At 54.5% G+C, this 17,874-nt stretch carries 14 protein-coding genes and 1 pseudogene; 7 read left to right on the plus strand and 8 right to left on the minus strand.

Annotated elements, in window-relative coordinates:
- Window positions 1–64: 64 nt before the first annotated feature.
- Entirely contained in the window at window positions 65–1,750 is a 1,686-nt protein-coding gene (locus RAC60_RS02395; protein WP_058701963.1) for a ribulokinase, read from the plus strand.
- A gap of 12 nt (window positions 1,751–1,762) precedes the next feature.
- Window positions 1,763–3,253: an L-arabinose isomerase gene (gene araA / locus RAC60_RS02400; RefSeq protein ID WP_375092515.1), complete on the plus strand. Its 1,491-nt coding sequence runs from the start codon at window positions 1,763–1,765 to the stop codon at window positions 3,251–3,253.
- Between the two features lie 259 nt (window positions 3,254–3,512).
- On the opposite strand, the gene RAC60_RS02405 is transcribed toward araA, so the two are convergent.
- The 4 genes from RAC60_RS02405 to RAC60_RS02420 all read right to left on the minus strand — a co-directional run bounded on the left by RAC60_RS02405 (window position 3,513) and on the right by RAC60_RS02420 (window position 7,033).
- Window positions 3,513–4,508: a hypothetical protein gene (locus tag RAC60_RS02405; RefSeq protein WP_058701965.1), complete on the minus strand. Its 996-nt coding sequence runs from the start codon at window positions 4,506–4,508 to the stop codon at window positions 3,513–3,515.
- Window positions 4,509–4,748: 240 nt separating this feature from the next.
- Window positions 4,749–5,186: a bifunctional diaminohydroxyphosphoribosylaminopyrimidine deaminase/5-amino-6-(5-phosphoribosylamino)uracil reductase RibD gene (locus tag RAC60_RS02410; protein ID WP_110267814.1), complete on the minus strand. Its 438-nt coding sequence runs from the start codon at window positions 5,184–5,186 to the stop codon at window positions 4,749–4,751.
- A 62-nt stretch (window positions 5,187–5,248) separates the two neighbouring features.
- Window positions 5,249–6,076 (minus strand): MBL fold metallo-hydrolase, encoded by an 828-nt coding sequence (locus RAC60_RS02415; protein ID WP_039340466.1) that lies wholly within the window; start codon window positions 6,074–6,076, stop codon window positions 5,249–5,251.
- A gap of 72 nt (window positions 6,077–6,148) precedes the next feature.
- Window positions 6,149–7,033 carry an SDR family oxidoreductase gene (locus tag RAC60_RS02420; protein ID WP_324019759.1) on the minus strand — a complete coding sequence of 295 codons (885 nt, stop codon included), beginning with the start codon at window positions 7,031–7,033 and terminating at the stop codon, window positions 6,149–6,151.
- A gap of 114 nt (window positions 7,034–7,147) precedes the next feature.
- Here RAC60_RS02420 and RAC60_RS02425 point away from each other — a divergent pair, with 114 nt between their 5' ends.
- The 3 genes from RAC60_RS02425 to RAC60_RS02435 all read left to right on the plus strand — a co-directional run bounded on the left by RAC60_RS02425 (window position 7,148) and on the right by RAC60_RS02435 (window position 10,591).
- Window positions 7,148–8,050: an AraC family transcriptional regulator gene (locus RAC60_RS02425; RefSeq protein ID WP_375092516.1), complete on the plus strand. Its 903-nt coding sequence runs from the start codon at window positions 7,148–7,150 to the stop codon at window positions 8,048–8,050.
- Window positions 8,051–8,552: 502 nt separating this feature from the next.
- Window positions 8,553–9,536, plus strand: coding sequence for a DUF1852 domain-containing protein (locus RAC60_RS02430; protein WP_033741287.1), 984 nt, complete (start codon window positions 8,553–8,555; stop codon window positions 9,534–9,536).
- Between the two features lie 26 nt (window positions 9,537–9,562).
- Window positions 9,563–10,591, plus strand: a complete 1,029-nt coding sequence (locus tag RAC60_RS02435; RefSeq protein WP_039340472.1) for a methionine synthase — start codon at window positions 9,563–9,565, stop codon at window positions 10,589–10,591.
- Window positions 10,592–10,830: 239 nt separating this feature from the next.
- On the opposite strand, the gene RAC60_RS02440 is transcribed toward RAC60_RS02435, so the two are convergent.
- Together RAC60_RS02440 and RAC60_RS02445 are read right to left on the minus strand one after the other, a co-directional pair.
- The gene (locus RAC60_RS02440; RefSeq protein ID WP_006119054.1) at window positions 10,831–10,998 is read right to left on the minus strand and encodes a general stress protein; all 168 of its coding nucleotides are present in this window, start codon (window positions 10,996–10,998) and stop codon (window positions 10,831–10,833) included.
- Window positions 10,999–11,330: 332 nt separating this feature from the next.
- A complete protein-coding gene (locus RAC60_RS02445; protein WP_269750921.1) occupies window positions 11,331–11,453 on the minus strand; it encodes a hypothetical protein in 123 nt (40 codons plus the stop codon).
- Between the two features lie 727 nt (window positions 11,454–12,180).
- Between RAC60_RS02445 and RAC60_RS02450 the strand changes: the two are divergent.
- A pseudogene (locus RAC60_RS02450) lies at window positions 12,181–12,324 on the plus strand (general stress protein); the annotation flags it as partial.
- Between the two features lie 163 nt (window positions 12,325–12,487).
- Window positions 12,488–13,147: a hypothetical protein gene (locus RAC60_RS02455; RefSeq protein WP_375092685.1), complete on the plus strand. Its 660-nt coding sequence runs from the start codon at window positions 12,488–12,490 to the stop codon at window positions 13,145–13,147.
- Between the two features lie 408 nt (window positions 13,148–13,555).
- Here the strand turns inward: RAC60_RS02455 and RAC60_RS02460 are convergent, their stop codons facing one another.
- Together RAC60_RS02460 and RAC60_RS02465 are read right to left on the minus strand one after the other, a co-directional pair.
- Window positions 13,556–15,886, minus strand: a complete 2,331-nt coding sequence (locus tag RAC60_RS02460; protein ID WP_375092517.1) for an FdhF/YdeP family oxidoreductase — start codon at window positions 15,884–15,886, stop codon at window positions 13,556–13,558.
- Between the two features lie 400 nt (window positions 15,887–16,286).
- Window positions 16,287–17,837 carry an MFS transporter gene (locus RAC60_RS02465; RefSeq protein WP_162285663.1) on the minus strand — a complete coding sequence of 517 codons (1,551 nt, stop codon included), beginning with the start codon at window positions 17,835–17,837 and terminating at the stop codon, window positions 16,287–16,289.
- Between the last annotated feature and the right edge of the window lie 37 nt (window positions 17,838–17,874).

A 17,874-nucleotide genomic window follows, 5' to 3' on the forward strand; every position in this document is an offset into this window, starting at 1 on the left:
GTGACTAACCCTTCTTTTTTACACCTCTCAGGATAAGGAGGTTTATTCACAACAGGAGAGTCAAATGCGTACTGAAGCCATCACCCTGGGGCTGGACTTTGGTAGTGATTCGGTGCGTGCGCTGGCGGTGGATTGTCACACTGGTCAGGAGCTGCACAGTGCCGTGGCCAACTATGCACGCTGGCAGCAGGGACTTTACAGCGATCCTCACAGCAACCGCTTTCGTCACCATCCTCAGGACTATATTGATGCTATGGAGCAGGCCATGCTGGGTGTGCTCGCGGCGCTGAGCGACACGCAACGGGCCGCCGTCGTCGGCATCGGTGTCGACAGCACCGGCTCCACCCCCGCTCCGATCGATCGTGACGGCAAGGTACTTGCCCTGCGACCGGAGTTTGCGGAAAACCCCAATGCGATGTTTGTGCTGTGGAAAGACCATACGGCCATTGAAGAAGCGGAAGAGATTAATCGCCTGTGTCGCAGCGGCCGCTTTACCGATTACAGCCGCTATATCGGCGGGATCTACTCGTCGGAATGGTTCTGGGCCAAGATTCTTCATATTACCCGCCAGGATGCTGCCGTGCGCGATGCGGCCGTGTCATGGGTTGAACTCTGTGACTGGGTACCCGCCTTACTCAGCGATACCGTCGCCCCGGACAAACTCCGTCGTGGGCGTTGTGCCGCTGGTCACAAAGCGCTGTTTCATGCTGACTGGAACGGCTTACCCGACGCCGACTTCCTTAACGCGCTGGACCCGGCGCTGACTCAACAGCTGGATTCTCCCCTGTTCAGCGAGACCTGGACCGCGGATATCCCGGTGGGCACGCTGAGCCCGGAATGGTCGCAACGCCTGGGTTTATCGCAGCAGGTTACGATTTCGGGCGGCGCATTTGACTGCCATATGGGCGCGGTCGGCGCCGGTGCACGACCCTATACCTTAGTGAAAGTGATTGGCACGTCGACCTGCGACATCCTGATTGCTGACACCGGGAAAGTCGGCGACCGCGCCATCAAGGGCATCTGTGGTCAGGTTGATGGCAGCGTCGTGCCAGGTGCGATTGGTCTGGAAGCAGGCCAGTCGGCGTTTGGCGATATTTATGCCTGGTACAGCCGCCTGCTGGGCTGGCCGCTGCAGCTGGCAGCGCAGCACCATCCCGAACTTAAACCGCAGTTGGCTGAGATGCAAACGTCACTGATCACCCGTCTGACCGAGGCCTGGGTCGCCAGTCCGCAGTTGGATCACCTGCCCGTAGTGCTGGACTGGTTCAACGGCCGCCGTACGCCCAATGCCAACCAGCGCCTGAAAGGGGTCATTACCGACCTGAATCTCGGCACGGATGCTCCGGCCCTGTTTGGCGGCCTGATTGCGGCCACCGCCTTTGGTGCCCGCGCCATCATGGAGTGCTTCGAGCAGCAGGCAATTCCGGTGGAAAACATTCTTACCCTCGGCGGCATTGCCCGTAAATCCCCCGCCATTATGCAGGCCTGCTGCGACGTGATGAACCGGCCGCTGGATATCGTCGCCTCCGATGAGTGCTGTGCGCTGGGCGCTGCCATCTTCGCTGCCGTCGCCGCGGGCGTTCACCGCGATGTGGAGCAGGCACAGGACGTCATGGCCAGCCCGATTGACGTGACGCTGCAGCCCGATCCGCAGCGCGTCGCGCGTTATCAGGCACTTTATCAACGCTATCAACAATGGTGCGAGACGGCAGAACCCCATTATGCCGCCCGTTCCGCTTCCGCTAAGTAAAGGAGTGGTTTTATGCAACAGTTCAACGTGTGGTTTGTCATTGGTACACAGCACCTCTACGGCGCGGAAACGTTACGTCAGGTTGAACACAATGCCCGGCAGGTGGTGGACGGATTAAATCAGGCGGGTTTGCCTGTACGTCTGACGCTGAAACCGCTGGTCAAATCGCCTGATGAAGCGCTGTCGCTGTGCCGTGACGCCAGTCACGATCAAAACTGTATCGGTATCATTACGTGGTTGCATACCTTTTCGCCGGCCAAAATGTGGATCGGCGGATTGAATGTCTTAACGAAGCCCCTGCTACAGTTTCATACCCAGTTCAATGCCGAGATCCCCTGGGACAGCATGGACATGGACTTTATGAACCTGAATCAGACGGCGCACGGTGGCCGTGAGTTTGGCTTTATTGGTGCGCGCATGGGCCTGCAGCACAGCGTGGTGACCGGCCACTGGCAGGATAAACACAGCCAGCAGCGCGTCGCCAACTGGATGCGTGCGGCACTGGCCAAACAGGCCAGTCAGCATCTGAAAGTCGCGCGTTTTGGTGACAACATGCGTGAAGTCGCGGTCACCGAAGGCGATAAAGTGGCGGCGCAAATCCAGTTCGGCTATGCGGTTAATGGCTGGGGCGTGGGGGATTTGGTGGAGGTGATCAACAGCGTCAGCGAGGGTGATGTCAATGCGCTGGTTGACGAATATGAAAGCCAGTATCGTTTCTCCGACGTGGCCGCCGCAGGCGGTGAAAAACGGCAAAACGTACTGGACGCCGCACGCATCGAGCTGGGCCTGAAGCGTTTTCTGGACGACGAAGGCTGCAAGGCGTTTACCACCAACTTCCAGACGCTGCACGGCATGACGCAGTTGCCCGGCCTGGCGGTACAGCGCCTGATGGGCCAGGGTTATGGCTTTGCGGGCGAAGGAGACTGGAAGACCGCCGCGCTGCTGCGCATCTTTAAAGTGCTGGCGGGTGACCGTCCCGGCGGCACCTCCTTTATGGAGGATTACACTTACCACTTCTCGCCGGGCAACGATTTAGTGCTGGGTTCTCATATGCTGGAAGTGTGCCCGTCTATCGCGCGGGAAGAGAAGCCGCTGATCGACGTGCAGTTCCTCGGCATCGGCAACAAAGCCGATCCGGCGCGGCTGATTTTCTCCACGCCGGCCGGTCGTGCCATTAACGCCAGCGTGATCGATATGGGCGATCGTTTCCGCCTGCTGGTTAACGTAGTGGACGCGATTGAACAGCCTAAACCACTGCCAAAACTGCCGGTAGCCCGCGCGTTGTGGAAAGCGCAGCCGTCTCTGGCGACCGCCTCTGAAGCCTGGATTCTGGCAGGCGGTGCGCACCATACGGTGTTCAGTCAGGCCCTGACGCTGGACGATATGTATTTGTACGGCGAGATGCACGGCATTGAAGTGCTGGTGATTGATGAGCACACCCGGCTTCCGGCCTTTAAAGATGTGCTGCGCTGGAATGACGCCTATTACCATATGAAGCGTTAAGCACCGCTAGCGAACGCATTAACAAAGCGGCGGGCCAGCCCGTTGGCGGCCCGCTTTTTTATGCGTCGCGCTCAACCTGAGGCACAGCGTTACTGCCCTGATATCGGGCAATAATCCCCCCTGACCGCTGTCTGTTTCCTTTGCCAGTCGATCGGCAAAAGCCGCTGCCGGCCTGGCGATATGACCGCCCGATAACGGGACAGGTTATCTTCGTTAACCTTCCCCTCCGCGAGGCACCGTTACATGGCTGTCATGCGGCTCAGACGTTGTGCGTGAGGGCAGTGTGACGCGGCGTCACGCTATGACTGCCCGTCTGATCGTTAATGTTTTGATAGTGAACGTCGCTGTGGCTGACGCGAGCGGGCCTGTCAGACAGGAAGCGGCTGTCTTGCTGTGTCTGTTGCGTGGGCGTTGCTGCGGCATTGCCTGCATTGACCTGAAGCGGCTTCACGGGCGCTGCCGAAGGCTGCCAGGCTATCCGCGCCTCGGTCAGCGTATTTTGGGCCAGATTCTCATTCACCTGCGCCAGCTGCCGCCGCAGCACGTTAAGTTTCACTGCGGTCGCCAGCGGAATCTGACGTTCCTGATCCTCCAGCACGCTAATCTGCTGACGGGTCGCATACTGTTGTTGCAGCAACGCGCGGTACTGGCTTTCATAGCCCCAGACCACCGACTGCTCCTGTGCAAATTGCAACGCCGAAATATAGCCTTTGTTCAGCAGCGGTCGCCATTTGTTGACCAGGTTTTGCGCCATGCCAACCTGCGCGGACTCGATTTTGATTTGCTGATCAAGTTGCGCCAGTTGTCCGTTCAGCATGGCGGCCTGGAAGTGGTTATCACTGACCTGTTGCAGCGCCAGCTGCTGCGTGTGGGCCATGTCCTGCAGCAGGCTGCCCTGCTCCAGCTTCAACTGATCGCTGACGAGTTGCATACCTTTGAGTGCCTGACGGTTTGCCTCGGCGATCATAACGACTGAAGGCACGGAGGCATGCGGCAAATGTTCACTGACGGCAGCGATTTGTCCGGTCGGGTTGGGTGCAGTAGCGGCGCTGAGCGGACGCGCGGATGCGTGCCGGCTGGACAACACCTGGCGCAGAGCGGACGTATGATTGTCGACAAAACAGATCAGGCTCACCGTCCCCACCACCAGCGAGAACAGATTACGCCGCACAAACAGTGAGGCAGAGGAAACGCCGCCAGCCGCGGCCACGCGGGACGACTCAGGTGATGGCTGTTGTAAAAATGGTTTTTCCATTTTTTACCCTTAACTCAGTGCGCGTTGGTGGTCTGTTTACGGGATGTCGCGGAAACGTTTTGCTCTCTGGCGGGCAAAAGGCCTCACCGCACACCTAACATCACATGCCCCGGAGCAGAGATAAAACAGAAGTTCATTTCCAGTCGTTACGCTTTGAAAGGGAATCTCACGATGTTTCACCAGCGGTTCAGGGATGTAAATGCCGATGTCTGGCTAACAGCACGCCTTCTCACCTACATTTTACGCAAGCGAGCGAATTAAATAGGGCGCCAGAAAACACTCAACGTCATTTCTCGCCACCCCCAGCGTCACGCCGATGCCCGCTTGCTTTAAGATCGCAATCCCTTCTCCGCGATTGCGCGGATGCGGATCTTCAATGGCGATGTAAATATGTCTGGGCCTGAGCCGGGCCAGTGTTAGTGCGCAGGACGGGGTTCTGCCCTGAAAGGCACAGGGCTCTAGCGTGACATAGATTTCGCACTCTTCTACAGGTAACGTAAGTGTGGAAAGTGCATCAGCCTCAGCATGGTACTGACCCGGTGAACGGGTAAATCCGGTCGAGACAACCCGACCATTGTGAACAATTACGCACCCTACCGGTGGGTTAGGTCTGCAATGCGGCAGCGCATGGCGGGACTGCGCCAGCGCTAACAGCATAAATTGTTGTGATTTTTGCATCATTAACAGGACTCGTCTCATTACCGTTTTACGTCCGTGAGCTTAGCTACAGAACGTAAAACTCAGATAAACTGCCATTCAAATCCCGCAGAGGTCTGGCTGACATAACCTGCCGACGAGCCCGGAAAATGCGAACTAAACCAGCGTGCCTGATGCTCACTCGCCCACGTCATTGCCCAGCGCCGCTGGGCTTCGGCCTGCGCGGCATCAGCACAAAAGCGCGAGGCAAGCTGGGGCTGACTGACCTGCAAATCGTTATGCATCAGGTCACCGGAAAACAGCGCATAATCGCCCGCACTGTGCAGAATAATCGACGCGTGGTCATGACTGTGGCCGGGCGTGGGCACATAGCGCAGCACATCAGCAAACACCGGCTCTTGCGTCACATCGAACGTCTCCAGCAAACCCGCCGCGATAACCGGATTAATGCTGTCCTCTAACAGCGTTTTGCGTGCCGGATCGTGTTGCCAGCCTTTCAACCCGCTATCCGAACAGTAGTAGCGGGCATGTTTGAAAAACGGTGTCCATTTACCGTCCATCCAGTGCGTATTCCAGCCCACATGATCGCCATGCAGATGGGTGATCAGCACGATATCCACCGCGTCAGGATCGACGCCCGCGTCACGTAAGCGCTGCGCATACGGCGTATTCAGCTGATGGGAGAGCGGAGAGCCTGCCCGCTCGCGACCATTGCCGCTGCCCGTATCGATCACAATAAGGTTGTCAGGCGTGCGGACCACCCAACTGTGAACAGAGAGCGTAATCGTTTCCGGCGTTCCGCTCGCTAACGCCTGCGCGGGAAACAGCCATTCCGTGGACAGAGACGCGTCCAGTTCAGGAATTTTAAAGACCTCGCACTCACCTACGCGGTAAACCGGCGTCACAGACATATGACCTCTCAAATCAGGGGAAAATGATACTGACTCGTCGCATATTGCCATCTTCCCGGCAGCTAAGCACGCTTAGCCCGGCATGCGTTCAAGATCGGCAATCAATCCCGGCCCTGTGGGCTGCCATCCCAGTTGCGCGCGAGTAAGCCTGCCTGAGGCGGACATATCCTGCGCAACGAAATGACTCAGCCAGCCAAAATGATCGGTAGCTTCAGCGGCTGAAAGGGATATGACCGGCAGGTTGAGGATCCGCCCGAGGGCGTCGGCAAGCACGCGCAGCGTAATGCCTTCTTCGGCGACAGCATGATAACGGCTTCCTGGTCTGTTTTTTTCCAGCGCCAGCCTGTAGAGGCAAACCGCATCGTCAAGATGCACTGCTGACCAGCGGTTTTGGCCTTCATCAATAAAAGCGGAAACGCCTGTCTGTCTCGCCACCTCAATCAACGACGTAACCAGGCCCTGCTTCAACGGATTATGTACCTGAGATAACCGCACAACGGAAACGTTGACCCCTTTTTCCAGTGCCACTATTGCGGCCAGCTCGGATGCCCGGCGCGGATTAGGATGAAGCGGGTTGAAATAGTCTTCTACGGCAGGTCTTCCCTGCCCCGTCGAGCCCAGTCCCACCGCCGAGGTGATGATTAAGGGCCGTGCGCTTCCTGCCAGTGCCGTGGCCATCGCGGCGATTGCCTGTCGATCGGCTTCACAGTTTGTCAGAAACGTCGAAAAATCATGGTTAAAGGCGGTATGAATCACCCCCTCGCAGCTTGCCGCGCCCCGTTGCAAACTATTGTGATCGTTAATATCACCCCAAAAGGGCTCGACACCTGCTTTGCTGAGCCTGTCGACACCCTGCTGATGTCGGGTCAGTCCGACCACCTCATGCCCTGCCGCGATCAGATCGGCCGCAATCGCCGACCCGATAAAACCCGTTGCTCCTGTAAGAAATAACCGCATGTCTGTTCGTCCTCTTGTCAGCCTTCGCAACCGTGGTTGTCTACTTTACGGTGGAGAAGGAATGCGCTCTATGTGATAACGTCGCTTTTTTATGTCTGACCGTCTGGGATGATCATGGACCCGCTTTCACAGCTCTTAGCCCTGCTTGAACCACAACGTTACGTTTCCGGTGGTGTGATACTGACGCCGGAGATGTCGGTACAATGGCCCGCTCATGATGGCGTGAAGTGCTATGCCGTCGTAGCGGGTGCCTGCTGGCTGACCGTTGACGGTGTTGCGGAACCCTTGCGCCTTAACGCCGGCGAGTGCTATCTGCTCCCGCCAGGCGCGCCTTTCAGGCTGGCCACAAACCCGGACGCGCAGACTGTCGATTTCCAGACGGTGCGGTCTGAGATGGTTGCCGTGACAGCGGCAAAGCTTGATGAAACCTCCGCCTGTTTACTGGTAGGCGGGCATTTCCTGCTGACCGGACGGCCCGCACAGATGCTGTTAGGTACGCTGCCGCCAGTGGTGCATATCCGGCGCAGCGCAGACAGAGCCGCCATGCAATGGGCGCTGGAAAGAATGTCACAGGAAGTCCGTGAAGCGCAGCCCGGCAGCGTCCTCATCGTGCAACAGCTGGCATTTATGCTGCTCATTCAGGCGTTACGGCTGTATGCAAATGACCCGCATCAGTCAGGCTGGCTTGCGGCTCTGAAGGATAAAAAGCTGGGCGCGGCGCTGGCCTGCATGCACCAGCACCCCGAACACAAGTGGACGCTGGCGGAACTGGCAGCCAGGGTGGGAATGTCACGCGCGGTTTTTGCTGAACGATTTAAGCAAACGGTGGGCATCGCGCCCGTCGACTATCTCACGCAATGGCGCATGCATCTTGCCTGCGACCAGTTAAAAAAAGGGAATGGCGGGCTTACCGCGATTGCTGCCGGGCTGGGCTATGAATCTGAGAGCGCCTTTGCAAAAGCCTTCAAGCGTGTCATCGGTGTTTCACCAGGCAAGTTCAGTAAAGAAAACGCCTGATCGGGCGGCCCGAAACAAGGGATGAGGGCGGACTTCAGGGGAATATGGCTGCGCGGGGCTGAAAATCCCTGCGTGAGTACGGCAGCGCTTGCTGCGGGCCTGTACAACGCTTATGAAAGAGGCTCATTAACCTGAATAAATATCACCGCTTTTCCCGCAACATGAGAAACCTTCACATGAGCCGTTTTCATGAGGAGACGGAAACCGGGATATTGGCAGGCCTTACGCCACAAGGGTTCAGGGCGCATTGCATCACGGCACAGTCTGTCCGTTTGTCTCCATTCCGCGTATGGCAGAGGCTTTACCTCTGTCGACCATGAAGATGGCTCATGTTGTGTTGAAATTAAGTCGCTTTCCCTTCCTCCGCGCCTCTGGCATAAAATATGCTTTATTGACAAACACACAACGTGAAAGCGGTTAAACGAAAAACCAGAATGCAGGCCAGTCTGGATAACTAACAGCCACAGACCGTTTTTCACATCAGAACGCAGGGTGCATCACGATGAAAAAAGAATTCACATTTACGATTAAGAGCAGTGTTTTCGATGAGAATTACAACCCGTCTGAAAATACGCGCATCACCACCAATTTTGCTAACCTGGCGCGCGGGACAAACCGTCAGGAAAACCTGCGCAATGCCTTAACGATGATTGATAATCGCTTCAACTCGCTGGCGCACTGGGATAATCCAAAGGCCGATCGTTATGGTGTGGAACTTGAAATTATCTCGGTTGAGTTAAATATCGAAAACGAGACGCAACGCGGCGCGTTTCCTGTAATTGAAATTCTGAAAACCCATATCGTCGATAAAAAAACTCAGCAGCGTATTGAAGGTATTGTTGGCAATAACTTCTCCTCTTACGTGCGCGATTATGATTTCAGCGTGCTGCTGTCTGAGCACAATAAAAACAACACCGGCTTCAGCGCACCTGCTAACTTTGGCGATTTGCACGGCAATATTTTCAAGTGCTTCGTGAACTCTTCGGCCTTTAAAGAGAACTTTAAAAAACAGCCGGTCATTTGCCTGAGCGTGTCCAGCAAAAACGTTTATACCCGCACAGGAAACCGTCATCCGGTACTGGGTATTGAATACCAGCAGGATGCCTATTCCCTGACTGACCAGTATTTCCACAAGATGGGCCTGACGGCGCGCTATTTCATGCCGGAAAACAGTGTTGCCCCGTTGGCGTTTTATTTCTCGGGTGACCTGTTGAGTGATTACACCAATCTTGAGCTGATCAGCACCATTAGTACGATGGAGACGTTCCAGAAAATTTATCGTCCTGAGATTTACAATGCTAATTCACCGGCTGGCCAGTGTTATCAGCCAAGCCTGAACCATCTGGACTATTCATTAACGCGCATTGTTTACGATCGCGAAGAGCGTAGCCTGTTAGCGGTAGAACAAGGGAAATTTACCGAAGAGAAATTCATTAAACCTTATAAAGCCGTTCTTGAAGAGTGGTCTGCCAGTTACGCGCTTTGATTAACCGAAATACAAGGTCACCTATTATGAAAACGTTGTTACCTACCTCAACCGCAGGCAGTTTACCGAAGCCATCCTGGCTGGCTCAGCCTGAAACGCTGTGGTCGCCCTGGAAGCTGCAAGGCTCAGAACTGGCTGAAGGGAAAAAAGATGCGCTGCGTTTAATTCTGGACGATCAAATCCAGGCCGGTATTGATATCGTCAGCGACGGTGAACAAACGCGCCAGCACTTTGTGACGACATTTATTGAGCACCTGAATGGTGTTGATTTCGAGAAGCGCGAAATTGTCCGTATCCGTAATCGTTATGATGCCAGCGTACCGACGGTGATCAGCGCGGTTAGCCGTCAGAAACCCGTCTTTATTGACGATGCGAAATTCTTGCGTCAGCAGACTAAGCAGCCGATCAAATGGGCGCTGCCGGGTCCGATGACCATGATTGATACGCTGTATGACGGCCATTACAAGAGTCGTGAAAAACTGGCCTGGGAATTTGCCAAAATTCTGAATCAGGAAGCCAAAGAGTTAGAAGCGATTGGCATCGACATTATTCAGTTTGATGAGCCCGCTTTTAACGTGTTCTTTGATGAAGTCAACGACTGGGGCATCGCCGCGCTGGAACGCGCTGTGGAAGGCCTGAAGTGCGAAACCGCTGTGCATATTTGCTACGGCTACGGTATCAAAGCCAATACCGACTGGAAGAAGACGCTGGGGACGGAATGGCGTCAATATGAAGAAGTCTTCCCGAAACTGCAAAAATCAAAAATCGATATCGTTTCGCTGGAATGTCAGAATTCGCGCGTGCCGATGGAGCTGATTGAGCTGATTCGGGGTAAAAAAGTCATGGTGGGTGCCATTGATGTAGCAACCAATACCATTGAAACGCCGGAAGAAGTGGCCGCTACGCTGCGTAAGGCGTTGCAGTTTGTGGATGCCGACAAACTCTATCCGTCAACCAACTGCGGTATGACGCCATTATCCCGTGAGGTGGCGCGTGGCAAGCTCCATGCCTTAAGCGCGGGTGCGGCTATTGTTCGTCAGGAGCTTTCAGCATAGTTCACGCGGGTAATCTGCAGCAGGTGAGCGCGCTGACGTGACTCGCCTGCCATCCCTGCCTTGTCGTTATCATCCCTTTGTGTAAGAACAGCCTGGCACTGACCGGGCTTTTTCGTGCGGGGGCCGCTGCCGTCTCTGATGAATTAGCGTGGGCATTGATCATGCCTGCGGAAACGGTGGGACATAATGCAATCATGGAGCAGTCCCTGCTCCGCTGTTCAGTCCCTTATAAGCCGGTATCAGGAGCCACGATGGCTGTTCTGGCCCCCTTTCTTACCGGCTTCTGAGGCTTTTTCACGATCGTTTTTGAAATTGCCGCCGCTGTTCTGGCCGCCTTTTTTACCGGCTTCAGAAGCTTTCTCTTTATCTTCCGCGAAATTACCTGATCCGCCACGATGTTCAGTCATAATATTTCCTCTTCAGGTTAAAGTTGTCTGCTTCTTTGCTTCACCATTTGCATGGCACTGTTAAGGTTATAACGCGCCTGTTAATCTGCAAGCGTGGCGGATAAAACATTCGCCGCTTTGTTTAGCGCTTTTAATACTGCCGCGCAACCGCAACGGAGGGCGGAAAATAAAAGCGAAAAACAACAAGATAATCACCATAAAACTCGCTTCCCTTGTTTAAATGCGACTGCTTTCATTCGTCAAAAAATTAACAAGAGGTTACATTTAGGCGTGTAGAACGGCAATTTTCAGGCAAAATAAATACTCAGCCTTAGGCTGACATCCCTTCACGGTTAAAAGACAATCTGTTTACGCACCACCACGTGCTCCCGCAGCATCCCACTCAACCTTTTGCCAGCCTCAGAAAACGACGCTACCACGTCTGACGCCTGCCCTGTAATACCGTGCTCTGCCATTAAGCTTTACCTGTGGGCGTCGGCCACGTGTTAACGGCCTTATTGATCAGGGGCACACTAACGCTGCCTGGAAATAAAAGAGAGTGGTCTGTCGTCAGGAGCAGGTAATGTATTTCAGTCATCCGTCAGCGGCAACAGCGCGCGCTCAGGAAAAGCCACGGCGATTGTGAATATTCATTACTCATCGCGCTCTAAATAAAACCCTGCGCCTAAAAAAGGCTCCCCGCGCCTGTCGCGCGAGTGAATATACCGCTTTATTTTCTCGCCTGGCTGTTTAAAAAGACGACCTCCCGTTTCGTCGGTTAAAACATAACAGGACGCCCCCAACGCCAGCTATGAAAATAGTGGCATTCACTGACATCAAAAAATGCTATCGCGCCCTGTGTGTTGATAAGCGGATTGAGCGTTTCTGTTGGGTAAAAAAAGAAAATGGGATCGTTGCGTGGCAGCATGAATATGTCGCCGTCAGGTCGACAGGCTATAAAAAAGTTAAGATTCGTCTTAAAAAAATCGGGCAGTAAAGCTGTACATGGAATGAAACTTTCGTACAAATTTAATGCTAATAATCCTCATTTTCAAAGAGTAAAAAACCTTTCAAGACGAAGCGGTATTAAAAAAACCGTTTTTTATTTTTTTCCATTGTATTGTTTCGCATTGGAATTATCAGAAACCATCGACCAAAATGAGGCTTTCCACTGTTAATGATGAAATGAGAGAGGATAGACCCATGGTCAAATATCGTGGCGGCGCAGGAAATTTTGCAGCAAACCCCGAGAGAGCCTCTGAAGCGGGTCGGAAAGGCGGCAAAAACAGTAGCGGAAACTTCAGGAACAACCCCGAGCGTGCAGTAGAGGCGGGCCGTAAAGGGGGAAATTCAGCCGTCGTACGGGCTAGTTCCCTTTGCGATTTCGCCCGTCTGCCTTTGCCGCGCTGGCGAGCATCTCTTTATATCTCCACCGAAACGCGCAACGCCAGGAAGGCCGCTTATCTTCCTGGCGCTGGCGCACATCTGATTTTTATAAACAGGAGTTTTTATGTTGTCATCCGACACGCTTTGTGCGCTCACAGGCGCCTCCCTGACCAATGTACGACGCTGGCAACGGTATGGACTTGTTGCTGTAGATCCCGTGACAGACTACTGGACAGAAGCCCAGCTCGAAGAAATCCGCGAAGTCATGTCAGCCAATGCCCACGGCGCAACGGCGCAGGAAATGCACGATGGCCGCAGGCAATCAGAGGGCGTAATGACGTATGGCTGGCCCGCCCGCCGTGGCGAAATCCTGACCAGTCTGGAGTTTGGTTCAGACAGGCAGTTGATCCGGGTTATCCGTAGCCTGAGTCGGGACTTTGCCGGTGACGATTTTATCCGGTCTTTAATGCGTCCACTCTGCAGTTGGCTGCGCGAGGACCAGCGTCGTGGCGCTGCGCGCAGGCTTGCCCGCTTTGAACATGTCACGGAGCATCATCACGCCTGTGTGACCCGCGCAGCCTCTCGCTCGGCCAGCGTACCGCTGTTGCTTGAGATTGCAGGTGAAGTACAGAACACGGATGTGCTGCTTGAGGCCATCCGGTTAACGGCACAGGGCTTTAATGTGGATGTCTGCGTGGACACCTCTGTGCCGCTGCCAGCCCATCAGCGTAAGTCTTACGATCACCATCTGATCTGGCAGGCCAGCCAAATCAGCGTTCAGTAGCCGGTTCACGTTAATGCTGCCCTTCCCCTCTTCATTCCGCAAACAGGTTAGCGTTTTCTCTGCACTCCGCGTGGCTGCGGTATGTTCTCCGGCGCTTTCCCTTGCGTTCTGACACCCCCTTGCGTGCTATTTTGGTGCGGACACGCGTGACCCCAGCCTTACCGTAAACGCGCTCACTTATCCTTCAATCCTGACGTTTTATGAAAGACCGTGGACTAACGCGGGCCATAGCATGGCGGTGACTGAGCCGGACAGGTTAGTTCCGGGCCGCCTTTTCCGGTTACGCATCCCCGGCGGTGCACGCCCCCAGTGATGCGCCCCATACAACTCAATGCCACTGGCGACGCGATTGTGCGCCCGCTGCGTACCGCTTCTCTCAGAGGGCGCACACGTTCTGTGAATACCGGGCTAACGACGCGTGGCAGAGCCGGCCAGTGCGCTTTCAGGCTGAACGCGTTCGAGCCTGACAGGAGTGCTTTTATAGGCCGGTATACCGCTTTTGGTATCATGGCTGTCCAGCGGTACCAGCACGTTCGCTTCCGGATAATAGGCTGCGACCGAACCATAGGCCATATCGTGCACCACGATGGTCAGCTTATCCATGCGCCTTGAGGTCGGGTTGCCGTCCGGGTCCAGGGCGATGACGTTGACCTGCTCGCCGACGCGTAACTGCCGTTTTTCGGCCTCATCCGGGTTGATAAACAGCACATCCCGGCGTCCTGTTACGCCCCGGTAGCGATCGTTCAGACCATAGAGCGTTGTATTGTATTGGTCGTGGCTGCGCAATGTCGTCAGCACCAGATCGTGGCAGGTCAGTGAGCGTGGATCTTCATTGATGCCCGCCATCACCAGGAACTGCGCTTTTCCTGACGGCGTGTGCCAGATGCGCTCGGATGCGCCATTGGGCAGTCGAAAACCACCCGGTTGTTGAATGCGCTGATTATAGTTTTCGAAGCCCGGAAACACCGCTTCAATGGCCTGGCGGATATCACTGTAATCACGCGTCATCTTGTCCCAGTCGACAACCGTATCAGGCAATGTGGCTTTCGCCAGGCTGGCCACCAGCAGCGGCTCTGACTTCAGGTGCGGCGAGGCGGGATCGAGCGTGCCTCGTGAAGCATGTACCATCGACATGGAATCCTCAACCGTGACACTTTGCGCACCCGAGGGTTGCTCATCCACCTCCGTGCGTCCCAGTACCGGAAAAAGATAACTGTGCTTTGCCATCAACAGATGTGAACGGTTCAACTTCGTCGCCATGTGCACCACCAAATCCAGGTTGCGCATGGCAGGAAAGGTGACCTGTGGGTCAGACATGGCTTCAGCCAGGTTGCCGCCAAGGCACAGCAGCGCTTTAGCACTGCCGTCACGGATGGCGCGAATTGCCTCAACCGCGCCGTGACCGTGTTGTCTGGGCGGCGTAAAGCCAAACACCTTTTCCAGACTGTTCAGCAGACTGTCAGACGGGATTTCGGTAATCCCAACCGTGCGATCACCCTGAACATTGGAGTGGCCGCGCAGCGGACAAATGCCGGCCCCCTTTTTGCCCATGCTGCCGCGCATCAGCAACAGATTCGCGATTTGCTGTACATTCTGTGTTCCGTACTGATGCTGTGTAATACCCATGCCGTAGCAAATAATGGTGCGATCCGCCTCCGCATACAGACGGGCCAGATGCTGAATCTCTTCACGCTCCATCCCTGAGACTTTCAGAATGTGCGCCCAACTGGTCGCCTCCAGATCGGCCTTCAGCGCCTCGAAGCCCTCAGTGTGTTCATGAATAAAGGCCTCATCCAGCACACCCGGTTCGCCCTGTTCTCTGGCCGTCGCATCCATAGCGAGCAGGAATTTCATCATCCCTTTCAACATGGCCGCGTCACCGCCTACGCGCACTTTATAATAGGTTGACGCCAGCTCGGTTGAGCCCATCGACAGCATCTCGATTGGGCTTTGCGGTGAGGTAAACCGCTCCAGCCCGCGTTCGCGTAACGGATTAATCGCAACAATCGTCGCACCACGTTTTGACACCTCTCTGAGCGTGCCCAACATGCGCGGATGGTTGGTGCCCGGGTTATGACCAATACATAAGACAAGGTCGCAATGGTCAAAGTCATCCAGCTCGACGGTGCCCTTTCCTACGCCGATGGATTCCGGCAACCCCACACTGGTCGGCTCGTGGCACATATTGGAACAGTCTGAGAAGTTATTGGTACCGTATTCGCGGGCAAACAACTGCCAGAGAAAAGCGGCTTCATTCGATGCGCGGCCAGAGGTATAAAACTCAACCATGTTCGGATCGCTATAGCTGCGCAGCCGCTCACCTATTTCACGAAAGGCCGTTTCCCATGCGATGGGCTGATAGGTATCGCTGGCCGCATCATATTTCATCGGATGGGTCAGCCTCCCTTCGCCTTCCAGATCCAACGCGCTGCGCGCCCACAAATCGCTGACCTTGTTAGCCGCGAAAAAATCGGGCGTGGCACGCTTACTGGTGGCTTCCCACGACACCGCTTTGGCCCCGTTTTCGCAAAACTCAAAAGAAGACGTATGCTGCGGATCAGGCCAGGCGCAGCCGGGGCAATCAAACCCCTGGGGCTGGTTCACCCTGAACAGGGCAATGACGTCCTGTTTCACCGCCATTTGTCCCCGAATCGCATCCGCTACAGCTTTTAATGCGCCCCAGCCACCCGCTGAGCCGCCATACGGTTTGACCCCAAAAGTACGATTCGTTTCTTTCATTTTTATCCCAACCTGTATCAATGGCTTTTGCTTAAGCCTGGTACAGGATTGGGAACACGCCTGTTAAGCAGGGCGCAAAGCCTGATTTAATTTTTGCAAAATGTTACCTCGCTGCGGTTAATTGCAGCCCATGCGCTTTTTGTGTCCCAACGGCGTTACCCGCCGTGTTTCGCTTAAAAGGCAGAATTTTAAATCACGCGTAAATAGCGAGCCGACGTCACTTTTCATTTGCATAATCATGAGCAGGCAGCGTCCGCCAAATAGCGGGAAAATGACGACGAAAATCATATCCACTCGCGTCGCATGATATTCATTTATCCGTTCTGCTTATTTCTAGCTGGCCATTGACGCTTCTGGCGGTTTATATTTCTCCGGTGAGTCACGCCAACGGCCTGTTCGCTTACCCTTTCAGTTCTGACTTTACAGCAGCATCCTGTAGAGGTTCTTTTTTACTGGCCCCCCAGACATCATCATAGGCATAACCGGTCAGCGCTTTGATCACCTCACGGGTTTCGGCATCACAGTCTTTAGGTGAACCGCCCAGCTTACGGCGTGCGACTTCTTTAATCAGCAATTTGTGGCTGCGCTGGGTCAGTTTGAACTGGAACGTCAGCCAGAAACTCACGGCCAGAAGCGCGCCTGTCACGCCTGCCATCAGCAGGACAATGGCGGTGATTGCGCTATCAGGCTGAGCGCCGTTCCCTTTGGCAAACCCGCTTTCCTGGAGCACCACGCCAATAGTAAAGATGGCAATCGCGACCGAACTTTTGCGCGTAAGCACCATGACGCCCGCGAAAATGCCTTCCCGGCGCTGACGGGTTACCATTTCATCAATATCGGGAATGAAGCTGTAAATATTCCACGGAATATAATACAGCCCCGCGCGCGCTATCCCCATAAACAGGAAGGCGGCGCTAAATAACAGCACGGGTACATGCCACTGCCAGAGATAAACGGCATACAGAAAAAGCAACACGACGGCAATAGATATATAAGAGAGTCTCAAGGCGTTAGAGGGCGTCATAGAAAATTTGCCCAGCAACAGCATAAATAAAAAGGTGCCGGGGATAGACATAAACATCATATTACTCAGAAGCAGCGAGGCTAATGAGGCATCCTGTTTTAACCCATAAATAACGAAATAGGTAAAAACGGCAAGAAACACATCCATCGCTGTGAACGAGCAGATATAAATGAGCAGGTGCTGACGAAACGCCCGAATTTTAAATGACGAGGCGAGATCCACAAACATGTGTTTCACATGCGAAAGAAAATGACGCGCGGGTACCGGTGGCTTTTGAACCTCGTCTGCATCCTGAATATCTTTCGCTTCCCAGGTGGTATACCAGGTAATAAATACCGCGACGCAGTAAATCACTGAGAAAATCACGCCCGTGAGTGTATAGGTGATGGCGTTGTCTTTGCCCGTGTACGTCATGATGACGCCCGGTACCGAGACCGCGAGAAAACTTCCCAGCGAGGAAAACATCATCCGCACGCCGGAAAGGCGAGTGCGTTCACTGAAACGGTTGGTCATTTCTGACGACAGGGTTTCCCACGGCACCAGCACCATGGCAGATAACAATTCGATGGTGAGATAGGTGCCAAGATAATACCAGTAGCTCATGTCTGTGACCCATAATGCGCCGTACAGCAGCATCAGAGGCGAGGAAATTAACAAGAAGAAACGACGACGGCCGAATTTGCGCCCGGCCCAGGTATGGCCGAAATTATCCGTGATATACCCCATGATCGGACTCAGTACGGAATCAATCACCCTGGCGATGGCGAAGATGGATCCGGCTTCCAGCACCGATAACCCGCAGTAGGTGGTATAAAAAAACAGTAACCAGGCACCTATCACTGCAAAGGCACCGCCCCCAAATAAGTCGGTAATGCCGTAGCCTGTTGCTACGCCATACCCGACGCGACGTTCAGTCGGTTTAACCATTTATCTGCTTCCTGTTCTGGTCGGTGTTTTATAACGG

Origin of the sequence: Pantoea sp. BR_17, from assembly GCF_041955125.1 — a bacterium.
Lineage (GTDB): Bacteria > Pseudomonadota > Gammaproteobacteria > Enterobacterales > Enterobacteriaceae > Pantoea > Pantoea stewartii.

Coding starts and splice junctions, on each gene's coding strand:
- RAC60_RS02445 (WP_269750921.1), bottom strand. CDS start 11,453: ATGGCAGAGCACGGTATTACAGGGCAGGCGTCAGACGTGGTAGCGTCG.
- RAC60_RS02440 (WP_006119054.1), bottom strand. CDS start 10,998: ATGACTGAACATCGTGGCGGATCAGGTAATTTCGCGGAAGATAAAGAG.
- RAC60_RS02395 (WP_058701963.1), top strand. CDS start 65: ATGCGTACTGAAGCCATCACCCTGGGGCTGGACTTTGGTAGTGATTCG.
- RAC60_RS02420 (WP_324019759.1), bottom strand. CDS start 7,033: ATGCGGTTATTTCTTACAGGAGCAACGGGTTTTATCGGGTCGGCGATT.
- RAC60_RS02460 (WP_375092517.1), bottom strand. CDS start 15,886: ATGAAAGAAACGAATCGTACTTTTGGGGTCAAACCGTATGGCGGCTCA.
- RAC60_RS02425 (WP_375092516.1), top strand. CDS start 7,148: ATGGACCCGCTTTCACAGCTCTTAGCCCTGCTTGAACCACAACGTTAC.
- RAC60_RS02410 (WP_110267814.1), bottom strand. CDS start 5,186: ATGCAAAAATCACAACAATTTATGCTGTTAGCGCTGGCGCAGTCCCGC.
- RAC60_RS02415 (WP_039340466.1), bottom strand. CDS start 6,076: ATGTCTGTGACGCCGGTTTACCGCGTAGGTGAGTGCGAGGTCTTTAAA.
- araA (WP_375092515.1), top strand. CDS start 1,763: ATGCAACAGTTCAACGTGTGGTTTGTCATTGGTACACAGCACCTCTAC.
- RAC60_RS02405 (WP_058701965.1), bottom strand. CDS start 4,508: ATGGAAAAACCATTTTTACAACAGCCATCACCTGAGTCGTCCCGCGTG.
- RAC60_RS02455 (WP_375092685.1), top strand. CDS start 12,488: ATGTTGTCATCCGACACGCTTTGTGCGCTCACAGGCGCCTCCCTGACC.
- RAC60_RS02430 (WP_033741287.1), top strand. CDS start 8,553: ATGAAAAAAGAATTCACATTTACGATTAAGAGCAGTGTTTTCGATGAG.
- RAC60_RS02465 (WP_162285663.1), bottom strand. CDS start 17,837: ATGGTTAAACCGACTGAACGTCGCGTCGGGTATGGCGTAGCAACAGGC.
- RAC60_RS02435 (WP_039340472.1), top strand. CDS start 9,563: ATGAAAACGTTGTTACCTACCTCAACCGCAGGCAGTTTACCGAAGCCA.